Raw genomic sequence first — 16,222 nt, 5'->3', positions numbered from 1 at the left:
TGAAAAAAGAGGACACCATTTTTTAAATGGATTTTTTATATAGATTTGCAAAGGTGAAGAGGTAAAAACTTAAGCGCCTGTTATTTTTTTTATTTTATAGAAGGAATTCTGAGTGAAGCGCATTAGCGAACGTGCCTGGGAAGTGTTTGGTATCTATGGAAGGGTCTGTGAAAGCTGCTCCGGGGCGATCGCATTAAGCCTGTTGCAGGCGCTGGCGATGTTTGGTTGCCTTGAGAAAAGAGAGGCTGGCGGGTTAACGCTGTATTGCATTCTGACTTTCATCGCCGTTGTGGCGACGATCGGTTTTTTTGCCTCTCTGATAAGTATAGGAAGAACTATTCATATACAAAGTGAAGGTCATAAGGTAGCTGAATTCCTGATTTCCTGCGCTTTTTATCCGGTCGTTATCGGTATCCTGCTTTCGGCGCTTGCGACGCTTCAATCAATATAAGGTGACATCAGGCGTAAGGACCACAGAGCGATCTCCACGCCATCATTTTAAAGTGGCATGAATAGGTGAAGGTCGATTCCGATTTAACGAAACGAAACTGCATCAGGCGGCTCGTCGCATCGTCGACATAGACCAGCGCGGTACACGCGGGCGCACGGTTCTCGAACCAGTGGTGGTCGCAACCATCAATCTGGATCAGTTCGCCGCAGCAGGCCCGAAGATAACGTGACTGCTGAATTTTCGGCGCACGTTGTTTGCGGGGGATCCAGAGACCGGCTTTAACCATGAGTGAACGGACAGTCTCTTTGGACAGATGAACATCATGCAGTTCTGCGAGTTTCTCACACGCCAGCGTCGACCCAAAGTCGGTATAGCGCTCGCGGATAATATTGAGCGCGTACTGTGCAAGGTCATCTGGCAGCTGGTTATTGCTGAGATTTCAACAATGGCGGTTAGCGATATCTGGCGAGCCTGATTCACGGCAGTGCAACAGAAGGCGTCGGTACTGGCGATCAGATATACTCAGGCGCTGTGTGGCCATCTGAGTGGTCAGACGCCGGTCGACAACGTCCTGAATAATTTTGAGTCGGTTAACTTCGTCCAAAGTGAAAACGTCCGCTGCATGAGCCGTCATCAGAATCCCTCCATGGTGAATCCACGTGTCACTTATCCAGGAGCAGGCTTTACAACTCAGCCACCATAATCTATGTCAAAGCTAAGTTCAGATGTCCGGGGCAGGGCAAAGTCAAAATGTCCGCTTAGTGCTGTGAGTTTAACGGGTCGATGCACGCTATCCTTAATCAAGGGGGACGTTGCCATGAAACGAAAAACGCGCATTACGAAAACGATTATTTGGGACAGATATAAGCAAGTTGATGACCTACATGATATCGCCAGAATGTTCGACAGATATCATTCTTCTATCTTGCCCACTTTCCGCCAGACTTTTGGATAACACCTCAACTCAGGTGACCAAATTAACTAAACCACTACAGACAGTGGCCACAATGATATAGTGAATGTTACCGGTGTCACTCTGGTAACAAGGAAGATCATAGGATCGTTGATGAAACGTAAAATAGTCATACCGCGAAATCAGATCCTGTCGAGGCCTGAATACAGTGCGTGACTCAGCCTTTCAAGAACCGTCTCGCATTCATTCACATCAGTATTCGCGAACCCTAATACGATAAAATCAGACGTCGCGTCAGTATCTAACGTGTAGTTTCCTGTATCAGCAACCTGAATATTGTTTCCGGAAAGCCAGTCATAAACCCAGATGGCTTTTTCAGGCTCGCTGAATTTGACGTAAAGTTGCAGGCCACCTGGCGGGACGCTGAATTGTGCGTCCGGCAGGTATTTCCGTACCAGAGCCACCATGTCATCTCGTTTATGCCGGTATACCGTTCGCATTCTTCGCAAATGTCTCGCATATGTTCCACTTTTCAGCAATTCAGCTACCCATTGTTGCACAAGCCCGCTTGTACCGCGTGACAGACTCCAGTGTAGAGCAGCCATCTGTTGTATTAGATGGCTGTCTGCAACCAGATATCCGAGCCGAACGTTATTGAAAAGTACTTTGGAAAAGGTACCCATATATACGACCTGTTCTGAGGCTGCGGTTGAACGGAGGGCAGGGCGGGGAACTTTGTCGAAGTAAAATTCACTGTCATAATCATCTTCCAGCAAAAGTATCTTCTTCTGACTTGCCAAATGAATTATTTCGCTTCGTCTGCTATCCGACAACGTGATGCATTGCGGAAAATGATGTTCCGGCATCAGATAAAGAATATCCTTCGCCGTTGGCCGAAAGTCGGATAGATCGATTCCCTCAGGATCCATCCTGTGTGACTGTAGATTGTAGCCGAAACGCGAAAAATTACGGGCAAACTCCAGGTAGCCCGGCTCGCCAAAATGAAAACATGTTCTCTCCTGGCGTACCGTCATGGCCAGAAGCAGACTTCCATACTGTGAACCGGGGACAATCAGCACTTCCTGGGGACTGGCTGAGATCCCCCGGGAAGGAAGGATTTGGTCACAGATTAGTTGACGTAGCTCCAGATTCCCGGCGCTCTCGCCAAACTGATTAAGCCTGTCAGGATAACGCAGCACGCGGTTGAAAGCCTGCCGGAACTCACCGACCGGAAGATGAGCCGTGCTGGCATGGCTGGGAAGCAGGGATAAGCCCCCGGGAAGAAATTTATCGCTCGCGTAGGCGATCGGGGAGGGGGCAGCCGCAACCGGACCAGGCGGTGACGCATCCGGCTTTTCCCGGTAAATCACCATCGTTCCTCTTCCCGTATGGCTGTGACAGTACTCTTTCATGCAAAGCGCTTCATAAGCCCGGACAACGCTTCCCCGGGATACTCTCAGCTGCCGGGCCAGCTCCCGGGAGGGGGGCAGGTACTCGCCATAATTCAGTTGACCCTTGATGATCTGCCAGCTGATTTGCTGCTCAATCTGTTGGTAAAGCGGAAGAGCCGTCGCGCTGCGGCTGAGGTGAATTTCAATCACACAAACCCCTGTGGTCCAATTATTTACCTGAATTGGACCTTTAAACAGTAATGGCACAGGACCAATATAGCGGAAATTTAGCATGCATCTGTCCTGGGCGCAGTAATTTTGCCCGGAAATTAAAAGTGAGATATACGGTGTCCGAAAAATTTCAAACTGTCAGCTTCGATCTCTATTCCTCGGTGATGGGGATAACCGGCCTGGGCCTGGTATGGCGGGCCGCAGCAAAAACCTACGACGTGTCCGCGTTGCCTGGTGAAGTATTCCTTGCGACAGGATTAGCGGTATTTTTAGTACTGACCGGTATCCAACTTCTGCGGCTGGTTTTTTGCCGTCAGATTATCCTTGCAGAATGGCATTCACGTGCCAGTAAGAACTTTTTTTGTGCTGCCACAATTTCAGGTTTTCTGCTCGCAATGGGACTGCTACCTTACAGTATCCTGCTGGCGAAGGTGCTCTGGATAGCGGCCGTCGCCGCCCAGATTTTTTTCCTCACGTGTACATTCCGCCGCTGGCTTATCGATCAGCTCGATACGCATGAAATCAGCCCGGTATGGCTTATACCTATGGTGGGCAACGCCTCTCCGGCTTTCGCGGGCGTGGATCTGGGGTTTCCGGGCCTCAGTAAGATGCTGCTGTTTTCAGCTCTGCTCTGCTGGGCGCTTTTTATGCCGCTTATCCTCTGGCGTATCGTGTTTGTTCGTCCTGTTACCCCGCAGAAGGCCATGCCCGGCCTGGCTATTATGGTTTCAGCGCCTGCGGTCATCGCCGTCGGACTGTACTGTATTTATGGCGGTATGAATGACGTAATTGAATTCATGGCCTGGACCGCACTTTTCTTTGCCATTGTGCTCATCAGCCTGTGGCGAAGAATGATCCCGGATACGTTTGGGCGGATCTGGTGGGGATTTACCTTCCCGTCAACGGCACTGGCATCTGCCCTTATAAGGGTTGACGCGGCATCCATGACCACACTGAACCACACGCTTGCACTGGCGGCACTGACATTCGCGACCTTTGTAGTATGCTCCATTATTGTTATGACCGTCAGGCAATCACTGTTAACTCTCTGTTGGGGCAGGCATGCAAAACACTCCGGATAGCGTATTTTACAGTCCTCTTTATGTGAGAGTATCTGAATATCTTTTTTATGCCGGTAAGCGAAACGTCTTTACCGCCATTGCGATGGCGGTAATTGCTAAAATCGAAGAATTTCCGTATGTGAAAATCGAAGAGCTGGCGTCGTACTGTAATACGACGCCTTCGAGCATCACCAAATTCGTCAGGGAACTGGGATACGGCTCGTTCCAGGAATTAAAAAATGACATAGCTCCCTATCGGTTGACGCATCAGGGTATAAAAGGAATGACTGAAAAAGAGGTCATCGAGGAAATATATAAATATATACCTTATGAAGAGTGCAGAAAAATGGCAGAGGTCATTAATAACAGTCGTTCCGTCATTATTCTGTCTAACTCATTTCTTTTCAATATTGCAAATGTCATGAGGGAAAGCATCAGCAGCAGCAACCGGAAGGTTTATCTGGTCGAGCGTTCAAACAACGAACTGATCAAAACCATTCTGCGACAGGTTGACTGCGTTTTTATTCTTACCCTGACAGGACAATGGATAAACTCATGCCAGTATATAAATAACGTGTCTGAAAAGTCGCAATTATGCCTTATTTCAGGAAGCGTGCCAGCAATCCTGAATAATAAACCAGCCCATTCCATCGAACTTAATAATTACCCTCAAATGTTATACGCAAACTATTTTTCTCATAAATACCTTGAAAGTATTGTTTTTAATATCGTACAGAACGTGATTTAGCTCACAAAGTTATTTTCCAAAACAGGAAAATGATAGTTTTTGATTTACAGCCTGTTCACGGATATTTTCAGGTTATACCCTACATCAAGAGAGTCCCGCAAATGTCTGAACAACAGCAGATATTGTCTATCATTGACAATTTAGGTGGCCGTGAAAATATTAAGGATTATTACCACTGCGCTACGCGCTTACGTTTTAATCTCTTCGATTATGACAAGATTAACAAGGATGCCCTTAAAGCGAACCCGCTGGTCCTCTCAGTCGTGCAGGCCAGCGGACAGTGCCAGCTCATTATCGGCAACAAGGTAGGGGCAGTATACAGTGCCCTGCATGGCGTGCTTGAAACCGGTGGTCAGAACAGCGCGCTGTCCTCTTCCGGGACGGCAGCAAACCGGGAATCTTTCATCAGCCGTATCTTCGCATTCATTTCAGGCAGCTTCCTGCCTTTGATCGGTATTCTCGCCGCCGCAGGTCTGCTACGTGCTTTCACCACATTGTTGCTGAGCCTGCCTTCTCTGACGGGAAACAGTACGCTAACCCTGCTGTCATTTATCGCTAATGTGCCGTTTTATTTCATGCCAGTGCTACTTGGTTTTACCATCGCCAGGAAGCTTAAATCCAGTGAGCTAACAGGCGCGATCATCGGCGCGTCATTACTGTATCCCGAATTTACCAGTCTGGCAGGGCAGACGCTGAATATCATCGGCCTGCCGCTTGTGGTTATGGAATACGGCTACAGCATCTTTCCGGTATTCTTTGCCGTACCGGTTGCTGCCGCGCTGGAGCGCTTCCTGAAGGCCAGGTTGTGGGATTCAGTACAGCTGTTTATGGTGCCGTTGTTATGCGTCGTGATTGTGGTTCCGCTCACCATGTTTTTACTTGGCCCCTTCGGCAAGTACCTCGGTGATTATCTGGCATCAGCCATCGTTTACATCATTGGCGTGAACAGTCTTGTGGCCGGGATGATCATCGGGGCAGCCTATTCCTTTATCGTCCTGTTTGGGCTGCACTGGGCCATTATTCCGGTAGTCTTTTCAAACATTGCCCATGGCGGTGACCCTATCTATGCCATTGGCGGTATGTCAGCCATCGCTCAGATGGGCGTGGCACTCGGGATCCTTATCAGAACGCGTGATGCAGGTACGCGTCAGCTTGCCAGCAGTGCCTTCTTCCCTTCATTAATCAGCGGTGTGACTGAGCCTATCTTATACGGCCTCATCATCCCTAACCGCCGCACGATTTATTACATCATTATTGCCGGTGCGGTAGGCGGAGGAATTGTGGGTGGCTATAACATCACGATTAATAACCTTGTTTTTGCGAGTCTGCTTTCCATCCCGACCGCAAGTAACATGCTGATTTACAGCGTGGGTCTATTCGCCACTTTAATTACTGGCGCAGTTTTACCGGTTATTTTTGGTTACAAGAGCCGGTCTTAAAAATGGGAGAGAACATGAGTAACGAAACACTGAATTTTCCTGAGAACTTCCTCTGGGGCGGCGCTATCGCGGCCAACCAGGCTGAGGGGGCCTGGAATCTTGATGGTAAAGGTATCAGCGTTGCCGATATCAATGAATATGTTTTCAATGAAGACATGCGCAAGATGTATAATATCGAGCTCACCCGGGACTATGCTGTTCAGGCACAGGATGATAAAGACGGCGTGTTTCCTAAAAGAACGGGTATCGATTTTTACCACACCTTCCGTGAAGATCTGGCGCTGCTCAAGGCCGCCGGTCTGAAGACCTTCCGTACCTCAATCAGCTGGGCGCGTATTTTTCCTGACGGGGATAACACGGCACCTAACGAAGCGGGCCTGAAATTTTACGATGAGCTGATAGACGAAATCATCAAAAATGGCATGGAGCCGATGATTACGCTCGCCCATTATGAGATGCCCCTGAACCTCGCGCTGAATTATAATGGCTGGAAGAACCGTCAGTTAATCGATTTTTATTTTAACTTTGCCCGCACTTGCCTCGATCGCTATCACGATCGCGTTAAGTACTGGATCCCTTTTAACCAGATTAACCTCATTCGCTACGAGTCCTTCAATCATCTGGGCATTTTCGAGGACGAAGGCACCTATCTGGAACAGGATAAATATCAGGGCGTTCACCACGAACTGTTGGCTTCGGCCATGGTAAAAAAATATGCTGCCTCCCTGGGCGGAGATATTAAGATCGGCATGATGCTGTATACCGATTTTGCCTACCCTGAAACGACAAGTCCGGAAGACAACTTTGCCACATGGCAGAAAAACCAGTATGAAATCTACTTCGCGGATGTGCTTCTGCGTGGTGAATATCCCGGCTATATCAAACGGTTCTTCAAAGAGAAAAACATCGTTCTCAGCATCACGGATGAGGATAAAGCTCTCCTGAAGAATACGGCAGATTTCATGACGTTTTCTTATTACACCACCTATGTAAGCAATGCTGAGATTGCGCACCAGTTCAGGGGGAATAACAAGCGTAACCCGCTTTTATCGCAGACCCCCTGGGGCTGGGCAATTGACCCGGTAGGGCTTCGCTATGTGCTGAATTTCTTCTGGGATCGCTGGCAAAAGCCTATCATGATCACCGAGAACGGTATTGGCTGCTTTGACGAGCTGGTTAACGAAACCGTAGAGGATGATTACCGTATCGCCTTCTTCAGGGATCATATCCGCTCTGTCGGTGAAGCCATTGCCGATGGCGTGGAAGTGCTGGGCTACTATATGTGGTCTCCGATCGACATCATCAGCTGCTCGTCAAACCAGATGTCAAAACGTTATGGCCTGGTTTACGTCAATCTTGACGATCTGGGGCGTGGTGACGGCAGGCGTTTCTGCAAGAAAAGCTACTACTGGTATCAGAAACTCATTGCGACCAACGGTAAATCAGTCGAGGAATAATGTACCAGGGCTGCACTGAGGACTTCACATTCTCTGACGCAGCCCTTCATTTATAACGATTATCAGGGCATGCAGATGCATAGACGCTGATGTTATCTTCAGCATTTTAAAGGAGTATAATTATCCGGGTTGACGTGTACGCTGTAACACCTGAAGGCTGGGTTGATGCTGTAGAGGGGCATCCTCATGCCCTATTTGAAGTGCGTAAAATGGTTAACCGCGTTGTTCAGCCTCTGATTGATGCCGGAGTGGACCAAATCGTTCTCGGATGTACACATTATCCCTTCCTCCGCTATCTCATTGAACAGATTGTTCCAGCAGAAGTGACAATACATGATCCCGCCCCTGCGGTTATCAGCCATGCGGCCTCAATGTTGAATAGCTGCAACTGGCCTGAAGAGCGCGGCCAGGAGAAATACCGCTTTTACACCACTGGTAATACAATCCGGATGAAGGAGTCACTTTACAGGCTGCTTGGAATCCATGCAGAAGTAAGTAGTCTTTCTACTTAATTATGTGATTATTTCTTCCAACAACTATTACGGAATAAGTATTCATATGGCGTTTGATTCTGAAGGCATTGGAAAGTTCTATAAGGGGCGGGCTTATGTCTGCCATCAGATCCATGTCATTTCCTTGTACCGAAAATTTCCTCAGAACGGGACTGTAATGTCTTCAATGCTTCCAGCATATCGTCACCATTCAGGGAACGCTGGGATTTCTTCTCTGTCGGTTTTCTGCGCCGCCGGGAAGGGCCATCTCCGGCAGGGAGAGCTTGCGAACGGTTATCGTCGCGTTTGCCCTGAACCAGCTTAATAAACTCAAGTGTCCGCCCGAGGCGCTTGTTGTCCACGATAGCGCCCTGGTCTATTTCCTGAAGGCGATCATAGGTGGAGTAGGGAAGAACAGCGCCATTAAGGCGGAGCTCTTTACGACCATCCGGGTAATGCCAGACCTCAATATATTTTCCGATAGCCCTGCGGCTTAACTCATTATCTTCAATCAGATAGAGCACTTTGTCATATTGCACTGTCAGGGATTTTGACACACGGCGCGGCTCCCTCCATGTGAAAAATGCTGCCAGGTCATCGTCAGTTTCAAGTGGTCGATGCACATCAAAGTCATGCCGGGGCGCTTTAGCAAAACGTCGGTTGTAATCGGCCATAAATTCATCGGCATAATCATTAGCTGAATCCATTGAAGAGATGCCCCTGAGCCTGAGCTCCTTTACGAGGCGATCCTGAAGCGTCAGATGGGCACGTTCCACACGGCCTTTGGCGGAGCTGGTATTGGCGCAGATAGTCTGGATGCTCAGTTCGTGCATCGCACGGCCAAACTGGGTGTAACCATCGCCGCCGGTGGCATTTTTATTGTTGATTCTGAAGACGCTGGCTTTGTCACTGTACAATGCCAGTGGTTTACCATGCTTTTCCAGATAGCCCCGGGTGGCCTCAAAATACGTGAAGGTCGATTCCGATTTCACGAAACGAAGCTGCATCAGGCGACTCGTCGCATCGTCGACGTAGACCAGTGCGGTACAGGCGGGCGCACGGTTCTCGAACCAGTGATGGTCGCAGCCATCAATCTGGATCAGTTCGCCGCAGCAGGCCCGGCGATAGCGTGGTTGCTGAATTTTCGGCGCACGTTGTTTGCGTGGGATCCAGAGACCGGCTTTGACCATGAGTGAACGGACGGTCTCTTTGGACAGGTGAACATCGTGCAGCTCTGCGAGTTTCTCGCACGCCAGCGTCGGCCCGAAGTCGGTATAGCGCTCGCGGATAATACTGAGTGCGTACCGGGCAAGACCATCAGGCAACTGGTTATTGCTGGGTTTTCCGCGACGGCGGTTAGCCATACCAAGCGGGCCTGATTCACGGTAACGCGACAGAAGGCGTCGGCACTGGCGATCGGAAATTCCCAGGCGCTGCGCGGCCATCTGCGTGGTCAGTCGCCGGTCGACAACGTCCTGAATGATTTTGAGTCGGTTAACTTCATCCAAAGTGAAAACGTCCGCTGCATGAGACGTTATCAGAATCCCTCCATGGTGAATCCACGTGTCACTTATCCAGGAGCAGACCTTACAACTCAGCCACTATAATCAAAGTGCGCATAATGTATATTATGTTAAATGCATGTAATGCCCAATAACTTCATATTTGACAGCGGCCTCTTAACAAATCAACACGGTACTTATTTATGACTGACATCCCTTTTCTTGCGTTATGTTCATAGTACATGTTCGCCCTATCATCAATATTTAAACTCCTACCTTAATGGACAATGCTTCCTGAAGATGAACTTTCAACGGACCAGAAACTGGCGGTTATGTATGTTTCCTACTTGCCTCCAGTTTCAGGGAAATTAAAGCTACACAGGCAGATTTTGTTTCACAGAACACCCAGTATCACTTTGACATGAAATTACGAAGGTAAAATCTCAATCGTGGCCGCTCTGGCGCGTGTCCCTGTCATTGCTGAAACATAGCTGCTACTGGAGTACTTTTTCTGGTAAGCCTGATCAATTTTACTTTCAAGCTCAGGGTCTGATGGTTTTGCGAACAGTACATCGAACTCTTGTCCAATAGCCAGTATCTTACCCGCCTGCTGGGACAATGCAGCCTGATACCATTTTGAACTGGTACCACTATAGGCTCGGACGAAAAGTCTGTTCTCCACCTTCACTTCCCAAATCCACGTCGGCGTACCGGTCGTATTCATATCGGGATGATACGGAGCGATTTTCAGGTCGTCGGCCGCATCTATTCTTGTTAATAATTCAGGGTTCCAGAACATAAACTTCTCCTCTTTCAAGAGCAGTGTCTGTCGTTTGTCGCACAGACACTGCATCTGAAAGCACCGGACGGTGCTATGGCTTACTTATTAAGATTTTTGTTAAAAAATGCAGTGATGTTATCGAACGGGATCTTATCCATACGATCATATAAATCGACATGTGTGGCATCTTTAACAATCAGAAGCTCTTTTGGTTGATTTGCCGCTTCATAAGCCGTTTTAGAGAAGTAAAGCGAATGCGCTTTTTCGCCATGGATGAACAGGATCGGACGCGGAGAAATTTCCTTGATATAGGTCATGAGCGGGAAATTCATGAAGGCCATCGGCGTTGTCACCGACCATGAATTGCCAGAGTTGACGGCTCGTGGATGATAACCGCGTTTAGTCATGTAATAGTCCGCATAGTCCACGAGGAACTGTGCTTCCCCGCCCTTCAGTTTATTATAGGCTGGCTGGTATGCAGGCTTGCCGTTTGCCGCATCTTCCCAGCGCTGAAGACTCATCTTCTCCAGCGCCTGCTCGCGTTGCTCCGGCGTTACGCTGTCATTGTAGCCTTTCGACATTACGCGGCTCATATCGTACATGGTGCTGGCAACGACCGCTTTTACGCGTTTATCTACGGCAACAGCGTTCAGGGCAATCCCCCCCATGCCGCAAATACCGATGACACCGATACGTTCACGATCCACATAAGGTTGCAGCCCAATAAAATCGACTGCGGCCATAAAGTCTTCGGTATTGATATCAGGGGAAGCAATATTGCGGGGTTCACCACTGCTTTCACCGGTATAAGATGGATCAAATGCCAGCGTCACGAATCCGCGCTCTGCCAAAGTCTGAGCATAGAGACCTGAGGCCTGTTCCTTTACCGCGCCAAACGGGCCGGAAATGACAAGCGCAGCAAGCTTCTTGTTCCCGCGATCTTTAGGAAGATACACATCTGCGGCCAGCGTAATACCGTAACGATTTTTAAAAGTGACTTTTTGATGATCCACTTTTTCGCTCCTTGGGAAAGTTTTATCCCACGTCTGAACCAGACGGACTGAAGAATCTGCTGTGCCTGGTGCCGGCTGGGCGACCGCAGCTTCTGTTGAAATCAGAGCCATCGCTCCGGCGAGGAGTGCGCCATTAAAAAAGCGCGTTGAAGATTTTAGCGTCATGATATTAAAACCTTTCATTGGATGTTGAGGGATAGTTTCAGACAGCATGCATGAGTATTTCAGATGCAACTCTCTTTTCCGGAACCGAATTCGATTCGGGTGCGGTTGTAGAAAGTAAACTCTTTCACGTATGTCTCCTCCGGATAACCTGTCTGGCAGTTAAAAATGGCTTTAACCTGAACGGTTTAAATTGGCTCGCTGTGAAAGCTGACTGACAGGTCACAGCTTCATTTCAGTGTTGTTATTTTGAGTGCCTTACATGAAAGTTGTTATTAAAATACTCTGCATTATTTGCCTGATCCTCTGAAACTGAATTTAAAGCGTATATTTCAATTTTCATCGCTGCTAAGTTGTTAACGTCAAAAGCCGCAATAAACGTGAGGTATTACAGAATGATTTCTGACAAGACGGTTGAAAAACTACTCGGCGTGCTTTCCCGTGAAATTGCTCAGCGCACTCCGGGCACCGGTGATTTCCCAACAGCGGTAGAAGGACTCGAATTGTTCCGCCGAAACGAACCCGCTCCTCCAGTGAGCTGCCTGGTCCCTCCCAGTATCGTTCTGGTGGCCGATGGCGCGAAGATCATGTGGGTTGGTGGTGATCCTTACGAATACAATGCGGATAAATTCCTGATCACCTCCCTTGACCTGCCAGCCAGCTCGGAGGTTTTACAGGCTTCGACATCCCGGCCCTGCGTCGGCATGGCCTATAAACTTGACCAGCGCGTGCTGATGGAATTAATTGCCCAGGGAAGCCTGCCGCCGGTCAAAAAACGAGACGCGGGAACGGGTGTCGGTATAGGAACGGTTACTGATGTTTTGCTGGAACCTTTCTGCCGTCTGCTTACTTTGCTTGACGAGCCTGAAGCCATTCCTGTCCTCGGGCCGCTGATTCAAAGAGAGATACATTACCGGCTTTTGATGAGCGATCAGTCCGATCATCTCAGACAGATTGCAGCAGTAGACGGCCATGGCTACCGTATCGGTAAAGCTATCGACTGGTTAAAAACCAATATTGCGTCATCCTTACGCGTAGAGGAACTGGCAAGTCGGGTGCAAATGAGCACGCCCTCTTTTCACCAACACTTCAGGCAGCTTGCGGGAATGAGCCCGCTCCGGTATCAGAAATGGCTACGCCTCAATGAAGCCAGGCGACTGATGCTGAATGAACATTATGATGTCACCACAGCAGCCTATGCTGTCGGTTACGAAAGCTTATCCCATTTCAGCCGGGAATATACGCGGATGTTCGGGGAATCACCCAAGAGGGATATTACTGTGCTGAGAAAGTCAGCTGGTAAGCTTCAATAAATTCTCCACAGCCACAAGTGAAATCGGTAGTGAATTATATTACTTCCGCCCGGAGTGGCCGCTTCGAAATAAAGCTAAGAGGCATTACGGTAGCGTAATATCGAGACAACTTCAGCAAGGGCGGGTGACAGTTGATGACGGCTGGAGTAATAAAGATGATAACCTTACAAAGCGGATTGGTGTTGTTATTGGTGGATTCGGTATTCTCATGCCGACGAACGACGTGTCCAAAAACTTCCCGACGGAACAGCTATGGCGTTGTTCATAAAACTCCTCCGGCACGTTTGCGTCGCTCTCGATCGTCGTTGGGATCAATAACCGAACGTACGTCGGCGACACGAGGACCGCACCAGGTCTTCCGGCGCGGTTAACAACATGTTTCGCTTCTGGTTGCCTATCTGCCAGATAATGCCGACTCACTCAATTTTAACCGTTCCCGGCAAACCGCACGCCGCACTTTCTCCGCCCTAAAATGTCCATGTCACTGCTGCTGTCAGTGCCGCCTCGTTACGTCGTAACACGATCGGGCTTTGATTGGCATGCTCCCCAAGCCAGGTATAGTCAGCGCTCAGGAGCGTGCCCCAGTGGGCATCAAACTGGTGACTCCAGGTCAGACTGTTGTCTATGCCATAAAATCCCCCCGGTGCTGAATAGCGGCTATAACCTGAGCGCTGGCTCTGCTGCGGATCCACCCCATACCAGGTATTCAGGTAACGGTTGTCGCCAAACAGGGCCGCCGTCTGAAAAGCGACCGTGTCCTGGTCAGTTTGTACAGGGAGCAACGTCAAGGATGCCTGGTAGCTTACCCCCTGGCTGTCCGTTAAAGGCAGCGTCGCTTTTCCTTCAACACTGAGCCACGAAAGCGCCTGCCAGCCAACGGCAAGGGCCGTATTCAGTGAGACGTCAATGTCTCCCATCCCTTTCAGATTATTTGCCCCTGCCCGCCAGCTGGCGTTTTTATCCCTCCTTCCCAGATCGTATCCCAGCGTATGTTCGACGTACCAGCCGCTGGCGTTCTGCAGGTCATACCCTACCCCTTTCTGCGTATCAATAAAGAAAGCGCCGTTACGACCCTGAAGCACCGGAACCACCTGCCATACCTGCTTGTCTGAACCTGAGTATCGCGGAGCGTAGCGTCCTCCCAGCCCGATAGTGAAAGAGCCGGAAGAGGCGTCATCATTTGCCTGTACACAGGATGTGATGGCCGTCAAAAGCGGTACGGTCATATACAGGGCTTTTTTTATCGCTATCATACTGTTCTCCTCACGGATGCTGGTTTCTCCTGAGGCAGGAGCTGCCACAAAATGTTGGCGCAGTATGATTTGGCAAAATCAATGAATCGTCGGGATAGTGTTAAGAATCGGTCAAGGTGAACGGATGTTGTCCAGAAGAGTGCTGATTATTGAAGATGACGCCGATGCGGCTGGCGTGCTCGAAGCCTACTTACGCCGTGAAAATTACGATGTCGTCATTACCGGAGATGGACTTTCCGGGCTGGATATGGCGCACCGGTGGAAACCCGATCTGATCCTGCTGGATGTGATGCTTCCGGGGCTTAACGGCACCGAAGTCCTGGCTGGCCTGCGTCGTAAAAATGATGTTCCGGTGATCATGGTCACCGCCATGGGAGATACTCCCGATCGTATTGGCGCTCTGCGCTATGGCGCTGATGATTATGTTGTTAAGCCTTACCATCCGGGAGAAGTTGTGGCCCGGGTGCAGGCGGTATTGCGTCGCAGCAATAAAACGGAAACAAAGGAAGAGATCCTTCGCTGGCAATCACTTGAAGTGGATGTTACGGCCATCGTGGCGAGCATTATCGACGGGGACACCACACCGCGGACGTTGGATCTGACCCCAACCGAATTTTCACTACTGACCACGCTTATGCGCTCTCCTTCACGACCTTTTTCCCGCCAGCATTTACTGGAGCACTGTTTGCCGGAAAGTGAAGCCCTGGAGCGTGTGGTGGATACCCATATTTATAACCTGCGTAAAAAACTCGAAGCGGCGGGTATTTCCGGCGTGCTGGTTAACGTTCGCGGCGTAGGCTACAGGTTCAGACAACCATGACAAAAACCCGCTATTCCTCCCTGTGGCGCTGGATTTGCGCACGTATATTAGCGCTGGCCATCGGAAGCGTAATTGTCATAGCGACCTGTATGTGGCTACGTTATGCGGTGCAGAATTACTGGATCATGAGCAGAATGCCGGCATCGGTCCGACAAGAGTTTCTTGCGCTCAGCCAGAACCCGCAGGCGGACCCGGCGCGCTTCCATCAAATCGTCGATACCTGGTGGGGGTTGAGTTATTCAACACCCTCCATCGCCTCGGCAGACTGGGTCACCGTGGCGTTACTGGTCCTGGTCATGATCCCTTTTATTGTGGTGATGGGGTTGAGATATGCCAGGCCACTGGCGCTGCAGTTCAGCCGGTTGCGTGATGCGGCAAAGGACGTCGCCGAAGGGCAATTTGGCCGCCAGGCAGAGCTCATCAGGAATGCGCCGGCTGAAATGGTCAGCTTTGCCAGTGACTTTAATACCATGACGGGGAAACTGGCCCGCTATGAAAAAGAGTTACGTACCTCTCATGTGGCCATGGCGCATGAGCTTCGCTCCCCACTGACTGCCGCTATCGGACGTTTGCAGGGCATGCTGGATGGCGTGTTTGATGCCAGCCCGGAACAACTGGCAATGGTAATGAAACAGCTTCAGCACCTGAATCGCCTGACCGATGAACTTCATCTGCTCTCACTGTCTGATGCCGGGAATCTGGTTCTGGAAAACGAACCCTTTCGTCTGGATGAGCTGCTTAAGGAACGGGCGACATGGATCATGCCCCAGGCTGATGCACATCGTTTTACCATCAGGCTTCATCATTCTCAGGCGTGTCCCTTCAAAGGCGATACGTTCCGTATGGGCCAGGTGTTTACTATCCTTATGGAAAATGCCCTCCGTTACGGGCGTGATGGCGGCCATCTTGATGTCACGCTGCACTACGCCAGCGGGCAATATTACCTCGAATTTCGCGATGACGGCCCGGGGGTATCCCCCCGGTTCCTGCCGGAAATGTTCAACCGTTTTAGCCGGGAGGAGCAGTCGCGTGCCCGCCACTCCGGCGGCAGCGGTCTCGGCTTATCCATCGCTAGCGCGATCTGTCAGGCTCATGGAGGCAGTATCAGCGCGTCGTTACCTGAAACCGGCGGACTCGCAGTCAGCATTTTGTTACCCTGGACGTCGTCTGAGATGGAAAATAGCCGCTCTTGATAA

General features: G+C 49.9%; 14 protein-coding genes and 3 pseudogenes. 11 read left to right on the top strand and 6 right to left on the bottom strand.

Annotated elements, in window-relative coordinates:
• Nucleotides 1-112 precede the first annotated feature (112 nt).
• On the top strand, nucleotides 113-451 hold the full coding sequence (locus ABLU95_RS04685) for a hypothetical protein (protein WP_241515999.1): 339 nt from the start codon (nucleotides 113-115) through the stop codon (nucleotides 449-451).
• Between the two features lie 61 nt (nucleotides 452-512).
• Here the strand turns inward: ABLU95_RS04685 and ABLU95_RS04680 are convergent.
• A pseudogene (locus ABLU95_RS04680) lies at nucleotides 513-1,004 on the bottom strand (ISNCY family transposase); the annotation flags it as partial.
• Between ABLU95_RS04680 and ABLU95_RS04675 the strand changes: the two are divergent.
• Nucleotides 957-1,064: pseudogene (locus ABLU95_RS04675) on the top strand (hypothetical protein); the annotation flags it as partial. The pseudogenes ABLU95_RS04680 and ABLU95_RS04675 overlap by 48 nt on opposite strands.
• Before the next feature lie 204 nt (nucleotides 1,065-1,268).
• Nucleotides 1,269-1,403 (top strand): annotated as a pseudogene (locus tag ABLU95_RS04670) (IS30 family transposase); the annotation flags it as partial.
• Nucleotides 1,404-1,546: 143 nt separating this feature from the next.
• Here ABLU95_RS04670 and ABLU95_RS04665 read toward each other — a convergent pair.
• Entirely contained in the window at nucleotides 1,547-3,049 is a 1,503-nt protein-coding gene (locus ABLU95_RS04665) for a PLP-dependent aminotransferase family protein (RefSeq protein ID WP_080844606.1), read from the bottom strand.
• A gap of 53 nt (nucleotides 3,050-3,102) precedes the next feature.
• Between ABLU95_RS04665 and ABLU95_RS04660 the strand changes: the two genes are divergently transcribed.
• From ABLU95_RS04660 to ABLU95_RS04640, 5 genes are all read left to right on the top strand, one after another.
• Nucleotides 3,103-4,068, top strand: a complete 966-nt coding sequence (locus ABLU95_RS04660; protein WP_223176242.1) for a C4-dicarboxylate transporter — start codon at nucleotides 3,103-3,105, stop codon at nucleotides 4,066-4,068.
• Complete coding sequence (locus tag ABLU95_RS04655; protein ID WP_087849382.1) at nucleotides 4,049-4,795, top strand: transcriptional regulator, RpiR family protein; 747 nt, start codon at nucleotides 4,049-4,051, stop codon at nucleotides 4,793-4,795. The genes ABLU95_RS04660 and ABLU95_RS04655 overlap by 20 nt, the downstream gene beginning before the upstream one ends.
• 101 nt (nucleotides 4,796-4,896) lie before the next feature.
• Nucleotides 4,897-6,234 carry a PTS transporter subunit EIIC gene (locus ABLU95_RS04650; protein WP_065883975.1) on the top strand — a complete coding sequence of 446 codons (1,338 nt, stop codon included), beginning with the start codon at nucleotides 4,897-4,899 and terminating at the stop codon, nucleotides 6,232-6,234.
• 14 nt (nucleotides 6,235-6,248) lie between these two features.
• The gene (locus ABLU95_RS04645; RefSeq protein WP_240513450.1) at nucleotides 6,249-7,691 is read left to right on the top strand and encodes a glycoside hydrolase family 1 protein; all 1,443 of its coding nucleotides are present in this window, start codon (nucleotides 6,249-6,251) and stop codon (nucleotides 7,689-7,691) included.
• Between the two features lie 134 nt (nucleotides 7,692-7,825).
• Complete coding sequence (locus tag ABLU95_RS04640) at nucleotides 7,826-8,203, top strand: aspartate/glutamate racemase family protein (protein ID WP_074442694.1); 378 nt, start codon at nucleotides 7,826-7,828, stop codon at nucleotides 8,201-8,203.
• 116 nt (nucleotides 8,204-8,319) lie between these two features.
• Here ABLU95_RS04640 and ABLU95_RS04635 read toward each other — a convergent pair whose 3' ends face one another.
• The 3 genes from ABLU95_RS04635 to ABLU95_RS04625 all read right to left on the bottom strand — a co-directional run bounded on the left by ABLU95_RS04635 (nucleotide 8,320) and on the right by ABLU95_RS04625 (nucleotide 11,661).
• Nucleotides 8,320-9,720 carry an ISNCY family transposase gene (locus ABLU95_RS04635; RefSeq protein ID WP_065883942.1) on the bottom strand — a complete coding sequence of 467 codons (1,401 nt, stop codon included), beginning with the start codon at nucleotides 9,718-9,720 and terminating at the stop codon, nucleotides 8,320-8,322.
• Between the two features lie 391 nt (nucleotides 9,721-10,111).
• Nucleotides 10,112-10,483: a DUF2255 family protein gene (locus tag ABLU95_RS04630; protein ID WP_348874507.1), complete on the bottom strand. Its 372-nt coding sequence runs from the start codon at nucleotides 10,481-10,483 to the stop codon at nucleotides 10,112-10,114.
• A gap of 80 nt (nucleotides 10,484-10,563) precedes the next feature.
• The gene (locus tag ABLU95_RS04625; protein ID WP_032691186.1) at nucleotides 10,564-11,661 is read right to left on the bottom strand and encodes an alpha/beta hydrolase; all 1,098 of its coding nucleotides are present in this window, start codon (nucleotides 11,659-11,661) and stop codon (nucleotides 10,564-10,566) included.
• A gap of 374 nt (nucleotides 11,662-12,035) precedes the next feature.
• Here ABLU95_RS04625 and ABLU95_RS04620 point away from each other — a divergent pair, with 374 nt between their 5' ends.
• A complete protein-coding gene (locus ABLU95_RS04620; protein ID WP_348874508.1) occupies nucleotides 12,036-12,953 on the top strand; it encodes an AraC family transcriptional regulator in 918 nt (305 codons plus the stop codon).
• A gap of 467 nt (nucleotides 12,954-13,420) precedes the next feature.
• Here the strand turns inward: ABLU95_RS04620 and ABLU95_RS04615 are convergent, their stop codons facing one another.
• Nucleotides 13,421-14,206 (bottom strand): MipA/OmpV family protein, encoded by a 786-nt coding sequence (locus ABLU95_RS04615; protein WP_065882435.1) that lies wholly within the window; start codon nucleotides 14,204-14,206, stop codon nucleotides 13,421-13,423.
• A 124-nt stretch (nucleotides 14,207-14,330) separates the two neighbouring features.
• Between ABLU95_RS04615 and ABLU95_RS04610 the strand changes: the two genes are divergently transcribed.
• Together ABLU95_RS04610 and ABLU95_RS04605 are read left to right on the top strand one after the other, a co-directional pair.
• A complete protein-coding gene (locus ABLU95_RS04610) occupies nucleotides 14,331-15,026 on the top strand; it encodes a response regulator (protein ID WP_064154609.1) in 696 nt (231 codons plus the stop codon).
• Complete coding sequence (locus ABLU95_RS04605) at nucleotides 15,023-16,219, top strand: ATP-binding protein (protein ID WP_348874509.1); 1,197 nt, start codon at nucleotides 15,023-15,025, stop codon at nucleotides 16,217-16,219. The genes ABLU95_RS04610 and ABLU95_RS04605 overlap by 4 nt, the downstream gene beginning before the upstream one ends.
• The last annotated feature ends 3 nt before the right edge of the window (nucleotides 16,220-16,222 follow it).

This window comes from Klebsiella sp. GG_Kp146 (assembly GCF_040061975.1).
GTDB classification, from domain to species: domain Bacteria; phylum Pseudomonadota; class Gammaproteobacteria; order Enterobacterales; family Enterobacteriaceae; genus Klebsiella; species Klebsiella quasipneumoniae.
The sequence above is the reverse complement of the archived record's forward strand: the minus strand, read 5'-3'. Positions and strand labels throughout refer to the sequence as shown.